At 70.8% G+C, this 16,561-nt stretch carries 14 protein-coding genes; 6 read left to right on the top strand and 8 right to left on the bottom strand.

Features of this window, described 5'->3' with window-relative positions; translation table 11 throughout:
- The first annotated feature begins 552 nt into the window (after positions 1-552).
- From AB0K02_RS17490 to AB0K02_RS17475, 4 genes are all read left to right on the top strand, one after another.
- Positions 553-1,875, top strand: a complete 1,323-nt coding sequence (locus AB0K02_RS17490; protein WP_365993317.1) for a PhoH family protein — start codon at positions 553-555, stop codon at positions 1,873-1,875.
- A 420-nt stretch (positions 1,876-2,295) separates the two neighbouring features.
- Positions 2,296-2,988 (top strand): lytic transglycosylase domain-containing protein, encoded by a 693-nt coding sequence (locus tag AB0K02_RS17485; RefSeq protein WP_365993316.1) that lies wholly within the window; start codon positions 2,296-2,298, stop codon positions 2,986-2,988.
- A gap of 187 nt (positions 2,989-3,175) precedes the next feature.
- Entirely contained in the window at positions 3,176-4,555 is a 1,380-nt protein-coding gene (locus AB0K02_RS17480) for an AI-2E family transporter (RefSeq protein WP_365993315.1), read from the top strand.
- Positions 4,552-5,307 (top strand): hypothetical protein, encoded by a 756-nt coding sequence (locus AB0K02_RS17475; RefSeq protein WP_365993314.1) that lies wholly within the window; start codon positions 4,552-4,554, stop codon positions 5,305-5,307. Before AB0K02_RS17480 ends, AB0K02_RS17475 begins: the two co-directional genes overlap by 4 nt.
- A 100-nt stretch (positions 5,308-5,407) precedes the next feature.
- Here AB0K02_RS17475 and AB0K02_RS17470 read toward each other — a convergent pair whose 3' ends face one another.
- Together AB0K02_RS17470 and AB0K02_RS17465 are read right to left on the bottom strand one after the other, a co-directional pair.
- The gene (locus AB0K02_RS17470; RefSeq protein WP_365993313.1) at positions 5,408-5,941 is read right to left on the bottom strand and encodes an alkyl hydroperoxide reductase; all 534 of its coding nucleotides are present in this window, start codon (positions 5,939-5,941) and stop codon (positions 5,408-5,410) included.
- Positions 5,942-5,943: 2 nt separating this feature from the next.
- Positions 5,944-6,498 carry a peroxiredoxin gene (locus AB0K02_RS17465; RefSeq protein WP_365993312.1) on the bottom strand — a complete coding sequence of 185 codons (555 nt, stop codon included), beginning with the start codon at positions 6,496-6,498 and terminating at the stop codon, positions 5,944-5,946.
- 132 nt (positions 6,499-6,630) lie between these two features.
- Here AB0K02_RS17465 and AB0K02_RS17460 point away from each other — a divergent pair, with 132 nt between their 5' ends.
- Positions 6,631-7,572, top strand: coding sequence for a LysR substrate-binding domain-containing protein (locus AB0K02_RS17460; RefSeq protein WP_365993311.1), 942 nt, complete (start codon positions 6,631-6,633; stop codon positions 7,570-7,572).
- An 86-nt stretch (positions 7,573-7,658) separates the two neighbouring features.
- On the opposite strand, the gene AB0K02_RS17455 is transcribed toward AB0K02_RS17460, so the two are convergent.
- The 3 genes from AB0K02_RS17455 to AB0K02_RS17445 form a co-directional block, all read right to left on the bottom strand.
- The gene (locus tag AB0K02_RS17455) at positions 7,659-8,201 is read right to left on the bottom strand and encodes a PadR family transcriptional regulator (protein ID WP_365993310.1); all 543 of its coding nucleotides are present in this window, start codon (positions 8,199-8,201) and stop codon (positions 7,659-7,661) included.
- Between the two features lie 89 nt (positions 8,202-8,290).
- Positions 8,291-8,521, bottom strand: coding sequence for a hypothetical protein (locus AB0K02_RS17450; RefSeq protein WP_365993309.1), 231 nt, complete (start codon positions 8,519-8,521; stop codon positions 8,291-8,293).
- Entirely contained in the window at positions 8,518-9,411 is an 894-nt protein-coding gene (locus AB0K02_RS17445; protein WP_365993308.1) for an SPFH domain-containing protein, read from the bottom strand. Before AB0K02_RS17445 ends, AB0K02_RS17450 begins: the two co-directional genes overlap by 4 nt.
- 349 nt (positions 9,412-9,760) lie before the next feature.
- Here AB0K02_RS17445 and AB0K02_RS17440 point away from each other — a divergent pair, with 349 nt between their 5' ends.
- The gene (locus tag AB0K02_RS17440) at positions 9,761-11,995 is read left to right on the top strand and encodes a transglycosylase domain-containing protein (RefSeq protein ID WP_365993307.1); all 2,235 of its coding nucleotides are present in this window, start codon (positions 9,761-9,763) and stop codon (positions 11,993-11,995) included.
- A 69-nt stretch (positions 11,996-12,064) separates the two neighbouring features.
- Here the strand turns inward: AB0K02_RS17440 and AB0K02_RS17435 are convergent, their stop codons facing one another.
- From AB0K02_RS17435 to AB0K02_RS17425, 3 genes are all read right to left on the bottom strand, one after another.
- Entirely contained in the window at positions 12,065-13,960 is a 1,896-nt protein-coding gene (locus AB0K02_RS17435) for a SpoIIE family protein phosphatase (RefSeq protein WP_365993306.1), read from the bottom strand.
- Between the two features lie 424 nt (positions 13,961-14,384).
- Entirely contained in the window at positions 14,385-15,065 is a 681-nt protein-coding gene (locus AB0K02_RS17430) for a DUF402 domain-containing protein (RefSeq protein ID WP_365993305.1), read from the bottom strand.
- Positions 15,066-15,109: 44 nt separating this feature from the next.
- Positions 15,110-16,504 (bottom strand): class II fumarate hydratase, encoded by a 1,395-nt coding sequence (locus AB0K02_RS17425; protein WP_365993304.1) that lies wholly within the window; start codon positions 16,502-16,504, stop codon positions 15,110-15,112.
- Positions 16,505-16,561: the final 57 nt, after the last annotated feature.

The following is a 16,561-nucleotide window of genomic DNA, read 5'->3' as shown; positions in this document are numbered from 1 at the left end:
GCCGGGGGGAGCCCGAGGCGGCGGGATCCGAGCCTCGCCGGCGCTTGAGTGGTGGAGTCAGAACGGGTGGGTCGTGCACAAGTGGCCGCGTCGGCGCCGGAGGCAGGGCGCCGAACGGGCGAGTCGCGCCAGTCAGCCCCGTCGGCGCGTGACGCGGAGTCCGAACGGGTGCACCGCGTACAAGCGCCCCGCCGAAGTCTGAGGCGTGGGAGGACCGGGGCAGCGACCCGGACGCGGGGGTGGCGCAGGGCGTGTCACCCGGTGTTCACCGTCGCGACGACATATGCCCTGGCATGGCCGCACGTGTTCGAGGGAATACCCACTCCAGGTCGACGTCCGATCCACGAACGTCGTATCTCAGTGAGCGGCCGACACCGCTCACCCGGGAGGCCCTTTGCACACGAAGGACTGCACCTCTGGTGCGGACCACGCGGAGGGCCGGCGCTCGGCCCGTGCAGCAGGCCGGCCCGGCCCGTCGTCCGCCTCGGCGGAAGACGCAATGGTCCGCGACGCCGTCGCACCCCGACCTCGTCCGAGGGGGTACGTCCTTCCGTGGTGAACAGCACAAAGCGCCGCATGCCCGACAGGCGCACCTACGTTCTCGACACCAGCGTCCTGCTGGCCGACCCGCACGCCATGAGCCGCTTCGACGAGCACGAGGTCGTACTGCCGATCGTGGTGATCACGGAGCTGGAGGCCAAGAGACACCATCCGGAGCTCGGTTACTTCGCCCGGCAGGCCCTGCGTCTGCTGGACGACTTCCGCATCCGGTACGGCCGTCTCGACGCACCCCTGCCGATCGGCGACCTCGGCGGCTCGCTGCGCGTGGAGCTCAACCACCAGGATCCCGGCGTGCTTCCGGCCGGCTTCCGGCTGGGTGACAACGACTCCCGCATCCTCGCCGTGGCGCGCAACCTCCAGGCCGAGGGGTACGACGTCACGGTCGTCTCCAAGGACCTGCCGCTGCGCATCAAGGCGTCCTCCGTCGGTCTGCTCGCCGAGGAGTACCGGGCGGAGCTGGCCATCACCGACACCGGCTGGACCGGCATGGCGGAGCTGTCCCTGTCCGCCGAGCAGGTGGACCTGCTGTACGGGGAGGAGACGCTGTACGTCCCCGATGCGGCCGAGCTGCCGGTGCACACCGGTCTCGTGCTGCAGTCCGAGCGCGGCAAGGCCCTCGGCCGCGTCACCGCCGACGGCAGCGTAAGGCTGGTGCGCGGGGACCGGGAGGCGTTCGGCATCCACGGCCGCAGCGCCGAGCAGCGCATCGCGCTCGACCTCCTCCTCGACCAGGAGGTCGGCATCGTCTCGCTGGGCGGGCGTGCCGGCACCGGCAAGTCGGCGCTCGCGCTGTGCGCCGGCCTGGAAGCCGTTCTGGAGCGCAGGCAGCACCAGAAGGTGATGGTCTTCCGGCCGCTGTACGCGGTGGGCGGCCAGGAGCTCGGCTATCTGCCGGGCACCGAGGCCGAGAAGATGAGCCCGTGGGCTCAGGCGGTGTTCGACACGCTCTCGGCCGTGGCGGGACGCGAGGTGATCGAGGAGGTGCTCGGCCGCGGCATGCTGGAGGTGCTGCCGCTCACGCACATCCGCGGCCGCTCGCTGCACGACGCGTTCGTCATCGTCGACGAGGCCCAGTCGCTGGAGCGGAACGTCCTGCTGACCGTTCTGTCCCGGGTCGGGGCGAATTCCCGGGTCGTGCTCACCCATGACGTGGCACAGCGGGACAATCTGCGCGTCGGCCGGTACGACGGAGTCGTCGCCGTCGTCGAGAAACTGAAGGGCCATCCGCTCTTCGCACACGTCACCCTCACCCGCTCCGAGCGTTCGCAGATCGCGGCACTCGTGACCGAAATGCTGGAGGACGGACACATTTAGCGGGACACGTCCCTGGGGGCCTGTCCGGCAAAAGGGACAAGCCAGTTGACGCCGCCCGGCGAAGCGCAAGAGCGTAGCCGGGCGGCGTCGCGCTGTCCGGCGTTTCCTTCAAAACCCCTGGTGCCAACGGGGTGTGAGCTTTCACACGCAACGAAGAATTGCCTTGCGGTGCCGGCTTCCGGCAGAGTCTTGCTTCCGTCAGGCCCCGCATGCGGCACATTCGCACCATCCGTGGTGCACAGCAACACACAACTCAAGACATGCCGCCGCATGCCGCCCGCGAGTACCACGAGGCACCTCCGTAAAGGAGTTGCCCACCGGGCCCGCGCCTCCCGTGACCCAAGCAGTGGGGAGGCCAGCGCCAGGGGCACGATTGCGCTCGCGAGGTCACCTATGCGGGCGATGCTGGAAGGAAAGCGTGTGAGCCGGATCTCGGTCCGGGGATTCGCAGTCGCCTCGGCGACTGCGGTCACCACCGTCGGCGCCGTCGTCGGCGTCGCGTCGGGCACCACCCAGCCGTCGGGGGACAACCTCGAGGCGACGGCAGCCGACGCGACGCTTCTCGCGGACATTCCCATGGGCGAGCAGGCCCAGGTGCAGGTCTCGTCCCTGACGCAGCAGGCCGAGGCACAGGCCGCTGCCGCGGACGCGGCCGCCAAGAAGTCCGCCGAGGAGTCGGCCCGCATCCAGGCTGCCGAGACCGCCAAGGCCAAGAAGGCGGCGGCCGACGAGCAGGCGGAGCGCGAGCGCGAGGAGGCGGAGGCACGCGCCAACCGCGACGCGGTCCGCTCGGCGTCCAGCTTCTCGGCGCAGGCCTCGTACACGGTCGCCGAGGTCCAGGCGATCGCACGCCAGATGGTCCCCGCCGACCAGTTCCAGTGCTTCAGCAACATCGTGGACCACGAGTCGAGCTGGAACTACCGTGCGTCCAACCCCTCTTCGGGTGCGTACGGTCTCGTCCAGGCGCTCCCGGGCTCCAAGATGTCGTCGGCCGGCGCCGACTGGCAGACGAACCCGGCCACCCAGATCAAGTGGGGCCTGAGCTACATGGACGGACGCTACGGCAGCCCGTGCGGCGCGTGGTCGTTCTGGCAGGCGAACCACTGGTACTAGATTTCGCCCGGCGCTCAACTTCTCGGAGCCCCTCACCGTCCTACGGTGAGGGGCTCCGTGCGTGTACGGTCGGTGTCCGTTACTCCCGGGTCGGCTGCACCGCCCGCGCCCCCAGGCGCTGGTGGGGTACCGCCCGCGCCCCCGGGGCGCAGGGGGAGAGAGTGTGGTGGGGACAAAAGGGAGCATCATGTCGAAGGTTCCAGGGTGGCTCGGCCGCGTGGGCGCCGAGCTGACCCGGATCGGGGAGCGCCTGGAGGAGCGCCGCAAGGAGGCCGTGGCGGACGACGACCTGCCCGCCGTCGTGCCGGGGCCGGACAGCGTCCCGCCACCGCCCGCGTACGCGCCCGCCGTCGCGGCGCGGCCCGACCCGGTCGCCGCGATCCCCTGGGGCATCCGCGTCGCGGCCGAGGCCGGCTGGCGTCTGCTCGTCCTCGCCGGCACGCTCTGGGTGCTGATGCGTGCCATCAGCGCCGTACAGCTCGTGGTGCTCGCCTTCGCCGCCGCCCTGCTCGTCACGGCCATGCTCCAGCCCACGGTCGGCAGGCTGCGGAAGCTGGGTCTGCCGCGCGGGCTCGCCACCGCCGTCACGGCCATCCTCGGCTTCGTCGTCATGGGCCTCGTCGGCTGGTTCGTGGTCTGGCAGGTCATGGACAACCTCGACAACCTGTCCGACCGTGTCCGGGACGGTATCGAGGAGCTCAAGCGCTGGCTGCTGGACAGTCCCTTCCATGTCACCGAGAGCCAGATCAACGACATCGCGCAGAACCTCAGCGACACGATCGGCACCAACACCGAGGAGATCACCTCCGCCGGTCTGCAGGGTGTGTCCGTGATGGTCGAGGTCCTGACCGGGATACTGCTGGCGATGTTCTCGACGCTCTTCCTGCTCTACGACGGCAAGCGCATCTGGGAGTGGACGCTCAAACTCGTTCCGGCGCAGGCCCGTCCGGGAGTGGCGGGAGCCGGGCCGCGGGCGTGGCGCACGCTCACGGCGTACGTGCGCGGCACGGTCCTGGTGGCCCTGATCGACGCCATCTTCATCGGCCTCGGCCTGTGGTTCCTCGACGTCCCGTTGGCCGTGCCGCTCGCCGTGTTCATCTTCCTCTTCGCCTTCGTCCCGCTCGTCGGTGCCGTCGTCTCGGGTGCCCTCGCGGTCGTCGTCGCGCTCGTCACGCAGGGCGTGTTCACGGCGCTGATGGTGCTCGTCGTGGTCCTCGCCGTGCAGCAGATCGAGGGCCATGTGCTGCAGCCGTTCATCCTCGGCCGCGCGGTGCGGGTGCATCCGCTGGCCGTCGTCCTGGCCGTCGCCACGGGCGGCCTGACCGCCGGCATCGGCGGCGCGGTCGTCGCCGTACCCCTGGTCGCGGTCACCAACACGGTCGTCGGCTACCTGCGGGCGTACGGCAAGGAGCAGGCGCTGCGGTACTCCCCGCCGCCGCACGGCTCCACGTCCCTGGACGCGGCGCCCGCGGCGGGCCCCGCCCCCACCACCCCGCCTGCCGCCCCCGCACAGCCGTCCGAACAGCCGTCCGAGCAGCGCCGCGACGAACCCGAGGAGCAGCAGTGATATCCGAGCCGGAACTGGTGGGGGAGGAGTCGTTCGCCGCGCCGCAGACCCTTGGCGCGGTGTCCGCTCCGGGACCGGACGGCGCAGGCGTCACGGACGACGCCGTGACCTCTTTGGGACCGCGCGGCCCGCGCCCGGCGTGGCTGTGGGCGCTCGGCGGCGCGGTCGCCGCGTCAGCGGTGTGGGCGGGCGGGTTGTACGCGCTCGGCGGCCAGGACCCGGACCTCGGCGGGTACCGGGCCACGGACAACCTGTGCGCGGCGGCACAGCTGAAGAACCTGCAGACGGCGCTGGGCAAGCGCGAGGTCGAGGGGATGCCGGCGCAGTTCGAGCACGCGACCAGGGACGAGGCCCACTGCTCGGTCGAACTGAAGCCCACCGGTTACGAGCCCGAGGTCGACGAGGAGGGCAACGAGGTGACCTCGCTCCCCGGTGTCCACCTCACCTACACCTTGCACAAGAAGACCGATCCGGGCCCCGAGTTCGACGGCACGGTCCTCGCCCGGCAGGAGGCCTGGGGCGCCGACCCCGAGACAGCCGCGGTCACCGGCATCGGCGAGCGGGCCCATGTCGCGCGCGGCGAGGACGGCTCGACGATCACGCTCGACGTGCTGGACGGGCAGGCGGAGCTGAGCATCGCGGTGACCGGTGACTGGGACCCGGCGAGCGGGGACCCGGCGACGGACGTGACCGAGCTGGAAGGGCTGCTCGTGCAGGACATGCAGGCGCTGATGGACAGGCTCAGGAGCTGAGGCGAGGCGCCGCAGCCGGCTGGGCGGGGGAGCGGGATGCGCGAAGGGCCCTGCTCGAACCTCGCGGTTCGGCAGGGCCCTTCGCCGTGCGCGTGCGCGGTCAGCCGGCCAGGACGGCTTCGGCGTCCAGCGTCGTGCCGACGGCCTGGATCACCGAGGCGATCTTGACCGCTTCCTGGATCGTCTCGCGGTCCACGCCGGCCTTGCGCAGCACCTGTTCGTGGGAGTCGAGGCACTGGCCGCAGCCGTTGATGGCGGAGACGGCGAGCGACCACAGCTCGAAGTCGACCTTCTCCACACCGGGGTTGCCGATGACGTTCATCCGCAGACCGGCGCGCAGCGTCCCGTACTCGGGGTCCGACAGCAGGTGCCGGGTCCGGTAGAAGACGTTGTTCATCGCCATGACCGCGGCGGCGGACTTGGCGGCCGTGTAGGCCTCGGGGGAGAGGTTCGCCTTGGCCTCCGGCTCCAGCTCGCTCAGCACCCTGGGCGAACGCGACGCGATCGCGCAGGCCAGCACGGTGCCCCACAGCTGCTGCTGCGGAAGGTCGCTGTTGCCGATGACCGAGCCGAGGTTCAGCTTCAGGTCCTTGGCGAAGTCCGGGATGGCGGACTTGAGTTCATCGAGTGCCATGGTCACTCACCGGCCAGGAGCGCGACCGGGTCGAGGGTGTTCTCGCCCTTGGTCCAGTTGCACGGGCACAGCTCGTCGGTCTGCAGGGCGTCCAGCACCCGCAGGACCTCCTTGGGGTTACGGCCGACGGAGCCGGCGGTCACCATGGTGAACTGGATCTCGTTGTTCGGGTCGACGATGAAGACGGCACGCTGCGCGAAGCCGTCCTCGCCCTCGATGCCGAGGTCGCGCATCAGCTCGTGCTTGGAGTCGGCCATCATCGGGAAGGGCAGGTCACGCAGGTCCGCGTGGTCCTTGCGCCAGGCGTGGTGGACGAACTCGGAGTCGCCGGAGAAGCCGAGGATCTGGGCGTCACGGTCGGCGAACTCGTCGTTCAGCTTGCCGAACGCGGCGATCTCGGTCGGGCAGACGAAGGTGAAGTCCTTGGGCCACGCGAAGACGACCTTCCACTTGCCCTCGTAGGACTTGTGGTTGATGGTCTCGAACTCCTTGCCGCTCTCCAGCGAGACGCAGGCGGTCAGCTCGAACGTGGGGAACTGGTCACCGACAGTGAGCACGCGCTCTCCTTGCTTGGGAGGAAGATCCCTTTTGAGGTCTTCCAGGGGGTTGGACGGATCTTGATGGTGGCACAGAGTGCATTGATCGCGGAAATAGCTAGACTCGGTCATGACGATCGGAGGTGCTTATCAGTGGGTACGGCAAACAGGGTCAAACAGCCGAGCATCGCGCAGCTGCGTGCCTTCGCTGCCGTGGCGGAGCATTTGCACTTCCGGGACGCGGCGGCGGCAATCGGGATGAGTCAGCCCGCACTCTCCGGGGCCGTCTCCGCCCTGGAGGAGGCACTCGGTGTCCAGCTCCTGGAGCGCACGACGCGCAGGGTGCTGCTCTCCCCGGCCGGCGAGCGCGTCGCGGTGCGGGCCAAGGCCGTGCTCGACGCGGTCGGCGAGCTGATGGAGGAGGCCGAGGCGGTACGCGCCCCGTTCACGGGTGTGCTCCGGCTCGGGGTGATCCCCACGGTCGCGCCCTATCTGCTGCCGGCGGTCCTGCGCCTGGTGCACCAGCGCTACCCGGAACTGGACCTGCAGGTCCACGAGGAACAGACGTCGTCACTGCTGGACGGTCTGGCGGCGGGGCGTCTGGACCTGTTGCTGCTCGCGGTGCCGCTGGGAGTCCCCGGCGTCGTCGAACTCCCCCTGTTCGACGAGGACTTCGTGCTCGTCACCCCCAGCGACCACGAGCTGGCCGACCGGTCGGACATCCCCAGGGAGGCGCTGCGCGACCTCCATCTGCTGCTCCTCGACGAGGGCCACTGCCTGCGCGACCAGGCGCTCGACGTCTGCCGCGAGGCCGGCCGCACGGAGGGCGCCGCGGTCACCACGACGGCGGCCGGGCTGTCGACCCTGGTGCAGCTCGTGGCGGGCGGTCTCGGCGTGACGCTGCTGCCGCACACCGCCGTCGACGTCGAGACGTCCCGCGGCGGCCTGCGGGCGGGACACTTCGCGCACCCGGCCCCCTCGCGCCGGATCGCCCTGGCGATGCGGGCGGGCGCGGCGCGGAGCGAGGAGTTCGAGGAACTGGCCGAGGCGCTCAGAGCGGCGCTGGCAGAGCTGCCGGTGCGGGTGGTGAGCTGAGTTCCCGGTGCGCCCGCATCCCGAGCCTCGTGCTCCGGCGGTCGAACGACCCAGTTGTCGTGGGAGACATCGTCCCCCTGCTGGGCTCAGACTGTTGATCTGCGACCGCCGGTGACCGCTTCGGCGAGCTCGTCGAGCCGGGTGACGGTCAGTTCGATCCAGCGCAGATCGGCCTCGATGCGGAACAGCGCGTGGTCGCAGACCAGTTGGTCGGCGAGGGCACCGTGCCGCTTGCGCTCCGTGAGGTCCCGCATCAGCCGCAGGTGCTCGGCGCGCTGGGCGTCGAGCAGGTCGGCGGCGTCGCGGCCCGTGAGCAGCGCGAGGACGACCTTCGTGCAGAGGATCGACTGCAGATACGGCTCGGGCTTCTCGGGCCGGGCGAGCCACTCGGACACATCCGCGGTTCCCGCGCCGGTGATCGCGTACCGCTTGCGCTCGGGGCCGCCGCCCGTCTCGACGGCCTCGACCTCGACGAGCCCGTCGCGCAGCAGCCGGGACATGGTGGAGTACACCTGCCCGTAGTGCAGCGGCCGGTCCTGCCCGAACCGCTCGTCGAAGGCGTGCTTGAGGTCGTACCCGTGGCGGGGACCGGATTCGAGGAGGGCGAGGAGGGTGTGGCCGATGGACATGGGCGGCACGGTACACGGGGGTGTTCAGCGAGGCGGGCGGGCCGCTGCGCCCACCCGCCGGGCGTAGGGCAGCGCCCCGTTCGCCCTGCTCACCCGTCGCCCGGTGGCTCCGCCGTCTTCCTGGGACGGCCGCGGCGGGCCACCGGCCCGAGGCCGCCCGGGAGGCGGCCGGCCTCCGCCAGCGCCCGGCGCAGCACGAACTCGATCTGCGCGTTCGTGCTGCGCAACTCGTCGCCGGCCCAGCGGGCCAGCGCCTCGTACACCGCGGGGTCGAGCCGCAGCAGAACCTGCTTGCGCTCGGGCGGAGGCGGCGGCGTCACTGGTAGAGCGTGCCCGTGTTGAGGACCGGCTGCGCCGCGCGGTCGCCGCACAGCACCACCATCAGGTTCGACACCATCGCCGCCTTGCGCTCCGAGTCCAGTTCCACGATGTCCTGTTCGGTGAGCCGGGACAGGGCCGCCTCGACCATGCCCACCGCGCCGTCCACGATCTGCCGGCGCGCCGCCACCACCGCACCCGCCTGCTGGCGCTGCAGCATCGCGGAGGCGATCTCCGGAGCGTACGCGAGGTGGGTGAAGCGGGACTCGATGATGTGGACTCCCGCCGCCTCCACCCGCGCGTGCAGTTCGACCGCGAGCTTCTCGGTGATCTCCTCGGCGTTGCCGCGGAGCGACAGACCGTCCTCGTCGTGGGCGTCGTACGGGTACTCGATGGCGATGTGCCGTACGGCCGCCTCCGTCTGCGTCGAGACGAACTCCAGGAAGTCGTCCACCTCGAACATCGCCTGCGCGGTGTCCTCGACCTTCCAGACCACGACGGCCGCGAGCTCGATCGGGTTGCCGTACGCGTCGTTGACCTTCAGGACCGCGGTCTCGTGGTTGCGCACCCTGGTCGAGATCTTCTCCCGCGACGTCAGCGGGTTGACCCAGCGCAGGCCGTCCGTGCGGATGGTGCCCCGGTAACGGCCGAACAACTGGACCACCCGCGCCTCGCCGGGCGCGACCATGTTCAGCCCGCACATCGCGAGGAAGGCGGCGAGCCCGACCAGGACCCCTCCCACGATCAGCAGCGCCTTCGTCCCGCCCGACGCGTAGGCCGCCCCGGCGACCACCAGGGCCCCGCCCGCGGCGAGCCCGAGCAGTCCCAGCAGCAGCGCGAGACCGCCGCCGATGCTGTGTGCGGGGAACTCGCGCACCCGCGGCGCCGGCATGTGCGGCACCTCGGCCCCCGCGCCGTCCGCCGCCCCGGACGGTCCCCCGCTCGCCGCCGGCGTTCCCTGTGGCCTCGCCCCGCTCGTCCTGCTCGTCCCGGACATGCTCCACTCCCCGTTCGATGGTCTAGCAAAGTGATATCACTTTAACGCACGCGGCAACCCTTCGGGCCTCTCGTGAGTCGGTTCCTTGAGACGGGGTGCTCATTCTCACGTCAGGAAAAGGGCGGATCAGTTCCTCTTTGTCCGTCCACCCGGTGTTACCTTTCTGAGCTGATTCCCGGCCCGCGTCCTTGTGCGGGCACGGGCGGGGACCGGCGACCGACCGAAGAAGCGGAGCGACGAAGCGATGGGCCGAGCGGAAGAGCGACAGGCTCGGCAGCGCGGTGCGCGCCGGGCCGGCAGGGCGAGACCCACGGGCATACGCCGCTTCTTCACCTGGAGGAAGCTGCTGGGCGCGTTCTTCGGCCTCTGCCTGCTGGCCATGGGCGCGTTCTTCGTGATCTACCTGATCGTCCCGGTGCCCGAGGCGAACGCCCAGGCCAAGATGCAGAGCAACGTCTACAAGTACAGCGACGGCAAGATCCTCGCCCGTACGGGCGAGGTCAACCGGGAGATCGTCGGCCTGGACGAGATCCCCGAGGACGTCCAGTACACCTTCGTCGCGGCCGAGAACAAGACCTTCTTCGAGGACTCGGGCGTCGACCTCAAGGGCACCCTCCGCGGCGTGAAGAACACCCTCACGGGCCAGGGCAAGCAGGGTGGTTCCACGATCACGCAGCAGTACGTGAAGAACTACTACCTGAACCAGGACCAGACGGTCACCCGCAAGCTCAAGGAGCTGGTGATCTCGCTCAAGGTCGACCAGAAGAAGAGCAAGCCCGAGATACTCGCCGGCTACATCAACACCAGCTTCTACGGCCGGTCGGCCTATGGCATCCAGGCCGCGTCCCAGGCGTACTACGGCGTCGACGCCGACAAGCTGACGGTCGCTCAGGGCGCTTACCTCGCAGCCCTCCTGCAGGCGCCCAACCAGTACGACTGGGCGATCGCCTCGGAGACCGGCAAGAAGCTGGTGACCGAGCGCTGGAACTACGTCCTGGACAACATGGTCGAGGAGGGCTGGCTGGACGCGGGCGAGCGCGCGGGCCTGAAGTTCCCCGTCCCCAAGGCGCCCAAGGCCGCACCCGGCATGGCGGGTCAGGCCGGCTACCTCGTCGATGCGGCCAAGAAGGAACTGGCCCGCCAGGGGCTCGACGAGGAGGCCCTCGACGCCGGCGGCTGGACCATCACCCTGAACATCGACTCCAAGAAGCAGAAGGAGCTGGAGAAGGCCGTCGAGGAGCAGCTCGAGGACGAGCTGGACCGCGAGGGAAACAAGGTCGACGCCACCGTGCAGGCCGGTGCGACCTCGGTCGACCCCGAGACGGGCAAGGTCCTCGCGCTCTACGGCGGTGTGGACGCCACGCAGCACTGGCTGTCGAACGCCACCCGCTCCGACTACCAGCCCGCATCCACCTTCAAGCCGGTCGTCTTCGCCTCCGCGCTGGAGAACGGCTCGACGACCCAGGACGGCGTCCCGATCGGCCTCAACACCGTCTACGACGGCACCAGCAGGCGACCGGTCGTCGGCAGCGACACCCCGTTCGCCCCGCAGAACGACCTCGGCCGCAGCCACGGTCCGGTCACCGTCCAGACCTCGCTGAACAAGTCGATCAACTCCGCCTTCGCGCAGATGGCGGTGGACGTCGGCCTCGACAAGGTCAAGGAGACGGCGCTCGATCTCGGCGTGCCGGACAAGAACTTCCCGCTGCGGCCCGCGATCGCGCTCGGCACCATGGGCGCGTCCACGTGGGACATGGCCGGGGTGTACGCCACCCTCGACAACCACGGCAAGAAGGTCACGCCCGCGATCGTCGCCAAGGCCGAGCACAAGGACCGCCAGGTCGACCTGCCCGACCCGATCGGCGAACGGGTGATCAGCCGCGAGACGGCCGACACCGTCACCGCCGGCCTGACCGGTGTGGTCAGGAACGGCTCCGGCCAGGCGGCCGCCAGCAGCGCCTACCAGGCAGCCGGCAAGACGGGTACCTCGGAGAACAACCGCTCGGCGTGGTTCGCGGGTTACACGCCCGAACTCGTCACCGTGGTGGCTCTGTTCGGTGAGTCGCCGAAGGACGGCGGTGGTCAGGTGTCGCTGACCGGCACCGCGAACTCCGGCCGCGCCAACGGCGGCGGCTTCCCGGCCAGGATCTGGGCGGACTACACGCTGGGCGCACTCGGCGGCGGCTCGGACGCGAGGTTCGACCTGGACCTGGCGGAGATCGCGGTCCCGGATCCGGACCCGACGCCGACCCGGACCGAGACCGAGACCGAGGATCCGGACCCGACGCCGACCCGGACCGAGACCGAGGACCCGGACCCGACGCCCACCCGGACCGAGACCTTGGACCCCGACCCGACGCCGACCCAGAGCGAGACCGAGGGCCCGGCCCCGACGGACGGCACGACGTTCACGCCGCCCGTCGAGCCCGGTGACGGCACCGACGAAGGAAGCAACGACCAACTGAGGCCGAACGACTGACGGCCATAGGCCCATACGGCTGCGCCCCGGGATCCGGCCGGATCCCGGGGCGCAGCCGTATGCAGACCGCTAGGACCGGGCGGGCAGCTCGAACCAGACGACCTTGCCGGTCGACAGCCGGGTCGCCCCCCACCGCCTCGCCAGCCTGTTCACCAGGAACAGGCCGCGGCCGCCCTCGTCGGTGTCCCGGGCCCTGCGCTGCCTCGGCAGTTGCGGGGAGTCGTCGCCGACCTCGCAGCGCAGCACGTCCGTGCGCAGCAGCCGCAGCGTGACGGGACGCTCCGCGTACCGCACGGCATTGGTCACGACCTCGCTGACCAGCAGCTCCACCGAGTCGGACAGTTCCTCGAGGCCCCAGCGGGCAAGCGCGCGCCGTGCCAGCCGACGGGCGCGGCTCGGCGCCGCGTCCTCAGGCTCCAGGAACCAGTACGCGACGTCGCTGGGCGCGATTCCGTCGAAACGGGCCGCGAGCAGCGCGATGTCGTCGTCCCGGTCGCCCGGGCCCAGCATGTCGAGCACGTCGTCGCACAGCGCCTCCAGCGGAGGCGAGTGGTCCGGGCCGGTCAGCTGGGCGGTGTCGGCCAGGCGCTCGCGCAGCTGCTCTATGCCCGTCCAGACGTCGCGCAGCCGCGACTCGACGAGGCCGTCGGTGTACAGCAGCAGCGTCGCTCCGGCGGGGGCGTCGAGCTCCACCGCCTCGAAGTCCACGCCGCCGACACCGATGGGCGCGCCGGGCGGCACCCGCAGCACCTCGGCACGCCCGCCCAGGTGCAGCAGGATGGGCGGCGGGTGTCCGGCGTTGGCGATGGTGATGCGGTGCGAGACCGGGTCGTAGACCGCGTACAGGCACGTCGCCATCCGGTCGGCGCCGAGCCGCTGGGCCTGCTCGTCGAGGTGGTGCAGCACCTCCTGCGGCGGCAGGTCGAGACCGGCGAGGGTCTGCGCGGTGGTCCGCAACTGGCCCATGATCGCAGCCGACTTCATCGAGTGGCCCATCACGTCGCCCACGACCAGCGCCACCCGGCTGCCGGGCAGCGGGATCGCGTCGTACCAGTCGCCGCCGACGCGGGCCGTCTCGGCGGCCGGCAGGTAGCGCGAGGCGAGCTTCACGCCGGTCGGCTGGGGCAGCGAGTCGGGCAGCATCGTGCGCTGCAGCTCGTCGGCGATGTACGCCTCGCGCCCGTAGAGCACGGCCTTGTCGATGCCGAGCGCGGTGTGCGTGGCGAGTTGGGCCGCGACCAGCAGGTCGTTCGGCTCGAAGGCCGGACGGTCGGGGCGGCGCAGGAAGACGGCGGCACCGATCACGCGGCGACGGCCGCGGAGCGGGGCGAGTATCGCCCGATGGCCGCTCGGCACGCTGCGCCCGTCGCCGAGGAGTTCGGGCAGCGCCGCGCGGGCCGCCGCGGAGTCACCGAAGACCGGCCGGACCCCGCGCAGCACCTCGGACAGCGCGCCGCCCGAGAGCACCTCGCACAGCTCGGCGGCGGGCGCGAGGTCGGTCCCCGGGTCCAGCAGGGGTACGGACAGGCCCGTGCCCTGGTCGGCGTCGTCGGCGTTCAGACGCAGCCGGTCGCTGCGGCGCAGCCGGAGCACGAACGGCGACACGGGCCGCTCGTCGCCCACGGGCAGCGGGTCGCGCAGGTAGACCAGGATCGCGTCGGAGAACGTCGGCACGGTCGCCCGGCACAGACCGAGCACGATCTCGTCCAGGTCGATGCCGCGCGCGATCCGCCGGGTCGCCGCCCCCACGAAACGCAGCCGGTCGCCCTCACGGCGCGCGGTGCCGGCGATGTCCTGGGCCTGGGCGACCTGGGCCGGCACGGAGTGCGTCTGGGGCTGCGGCTTCGGCGGCGGTCCGGAAGGCACGGCTGCGGCCCCGGCCGCCTCCGCCCGCGGCCGGGTGCGTTCCTGGGACCGGGCAGCCAGGGGCTGCCGGCCTTCGTGGGAGGTGGGATGCTCCGTCACGCGTGGGATTCCGTCCGTCCGGGCCGGTTGTGCGGTGCAACCGCCTCGTGGGGCGGTATACCCGCTCTGGAGGCGGCGTCGACAGGGTGGCGGGCATCCGGCACGGCTCAACCCCCTGTATGACTCGTACTGACTCGTGGTGACTCGTGCTGACGTGCGGTCCTCGGCCTGCGCTCAGCTCTCCCTCGTACGGCACAGCCTCGCGGACGACGATCCTACGGTTGCCCCCAGGGGGCGCATCAAGAGTCTCACGAGGTCGTATACGCCGGAGCGCGTTCACTGATCCGAATTGGACACCCGGACGTGACACGAGATGTCACAGGGGTGGAGAGATCGGGCGGAGTGGTCGGAGAAACGCAAGGTTTCGGCCAGCTTCGTTCCGCGTCGGCCTTCTGCGGCGCGCCGCCTGTCCCGCCGGCGCGGGTCAGGAGGCCAGCCGCCGGGCCGGAGTGCGGGCCCAGTCGGCGGGCAACTCCGGGACCGGCCAGGAGGGATCGGGCCGCCAGTGCTCCCAGCCCGAGCAGAAGGGCGCCTCCCAGGCCCGGATCGACTCCACCGCCGCCCGTCCCGCCGCGCGCACCCGCGCCGCCTTCCTGGCGTCCATCAGCCCGACCCGCTGCGCCTGCGCGAACTCGTCCTCGTCCCTCCACAGCCAACTGCGGTCCGGGTACACGGAGATGTCGAGAAAGTGGTCCTCGGAGTCGACCCCGTTCGACCAACGCGTACGCGGCTCCTCGAGGTTGACGTACCAGCTCCTGAACCGCCAGCCCGTCTCCCAGAACAGCCAGACCGACCACGGGTCGCCGGGGCGGGCGAGTTTCAGCACCCCCGAGCCGAACCAGCGGTCCCGGGTGAGCGTGCGCGGGGCCGTGTAGCGGGTCGCGAGCGGCTCCTGGTGAACGGGGGTGCCGTCCACCAGGACCGGCTTCACGCACTCCGTCCCCGGCGCCATCCAGACCGCGAGCAGTTCCTCGGTGTCCTGGACGACTGTCACCGGCCGGCAGATGTGCACGCCGCAGCCGTCCAGATCCGGGGCATGGCCGCGGTAGCGCCAGAGGATCTGGTCCCCGGGCGTCCAGCGTGCGATGCGTTCCGTGCCTGTCATGAGCAGATCTTAGGAGGTGGGCACCCCGGTTGCTGCGACACAGGTCACGGGTGGGTCATACGCAACACGTCCAGCGCCTCGTCCAACTGCTCGACGGTCAGGGCGCCGCGCTCCACGTAGCCGGACTCCAGGACGACCTCCCGGATCGTCTTGCGCTCGGCGAGCGACTTCTTGGCGACCTTCGCGGCCTCCTCGTAGCCGATGTACTTGTTGAGCGGGGTGACGACGGAGGGGGAGGACTCCGCGTACTCGCGCGCCCGCTCGACGTTCGCCGTGATGCCGTCGACCGTGCGGTCGGCGAGCAGCCGGGAGGCGTTGGCGAGCAGCCTGACCGATTCCAGCAGGTTCTTGGCGATGACCGGCAGCATCACGTTGAGTTCGAAGTTCCCCGCCGCGCCCGCGGCGGCGACGGTGGCGTCGTTGCCGGTCACCTGGGCGGCCACCATCAAAACGGCCTCCGGGATCACCGGGTTGACCTTGCCCGGCATGATCGACGAACCGGGCTGGAGATCGGGCAGGGTGATCTCGGCGAGTCCCGTGCGGGGCCCGGAGGCCATCCAGCGCAGGTCATTGGAGATCTTGGTCAGCGACACGGCGATCGTGCGGAGCTGACCGGACGTCTCCACCAGACCGTCGCGCGCGCCCTGTGCCTCGAAGTGGTCGCGGGCCTCGGTCAGCGGCAGCCCGGTCGTGCGCGCGACCTCGGCGATGACCGCGGCCGGGAAGCCGGGCGGCGTGTTGATGCCGGTGCCCACGGCCGTGCCGCCCAGCGGCAGTTCGGCCAGCCGTGGCAGGGACGCCTTCAGGCGCTCGACGCCGTACCTGACCTGGGCCGCGTAGCCGCCGAACTCCTGGCCGAGCGTCACCGGCGTCGCGTCCATCAGGTGCGTACGGCCGGACTTCACGACCGTCGCGAACTCCGTCGCCTTGCGCTCCAGCGACGCCGCCAGGTACTCCAGGGCCGGGATCAGGTCGCCCGTGACCGCCGCTGTCGCCGCGATGTGGATGGAGGAGGGGAAGACGTCGTTCGACGACTGGGAGGCGTTCACATGGTCGTTGGGGTGCACGTCGCGGCCCAGCCGCTCGCTCGCGAGCGTCGCGATGACCTCGTTGGCGTTCATGTTGGACGACGTGCCGGAGCCGGTCTGGAACACGTCGACCGGGAAGTGGTCGTCCCACCGGCCGTCGGCGACCTCGGCCGCCGCCTCGGCGACGGCCCGCGCCATGTCCGCGTCCAGGACGCCCAGTTGGGCGTTGACCTGCGCCGCGGCTGCCTTGATACGGGCCAGGGCCGCGATGTGCGCGCGCTCCAGCCGCTGACCGGACACCGGGAAGTTCTCCACGGCACGCTGGGTCTGGGCCCGCCACTTGGCGTGCGCGGGCACCCGTACCTCACCCATCGAGTCGTGCTCGATCCGGAACCCGTCCGCGTCGCTCATCGCTGTCCTTCCTCCCGAACGTCTCGAAAAGTTGAGCAGTTGTCTTGTTCCGTCTGT

Source organism: Streptomyces sp. NPDC049597, assembly GCF_040675505.1.
In the GTDB taxonomy this organism is placed as follows: domain Bacteria; phylum Actinomycetota; class Actinomycetes; order Streptomycetales; family Streptomycetaceae; genus Streptomyces.
The sequence above is the reverse complement of the archived record's forward strand: the minus strand, read 5'-3'. Positions and strand labels throughout refer to the sequence as shown.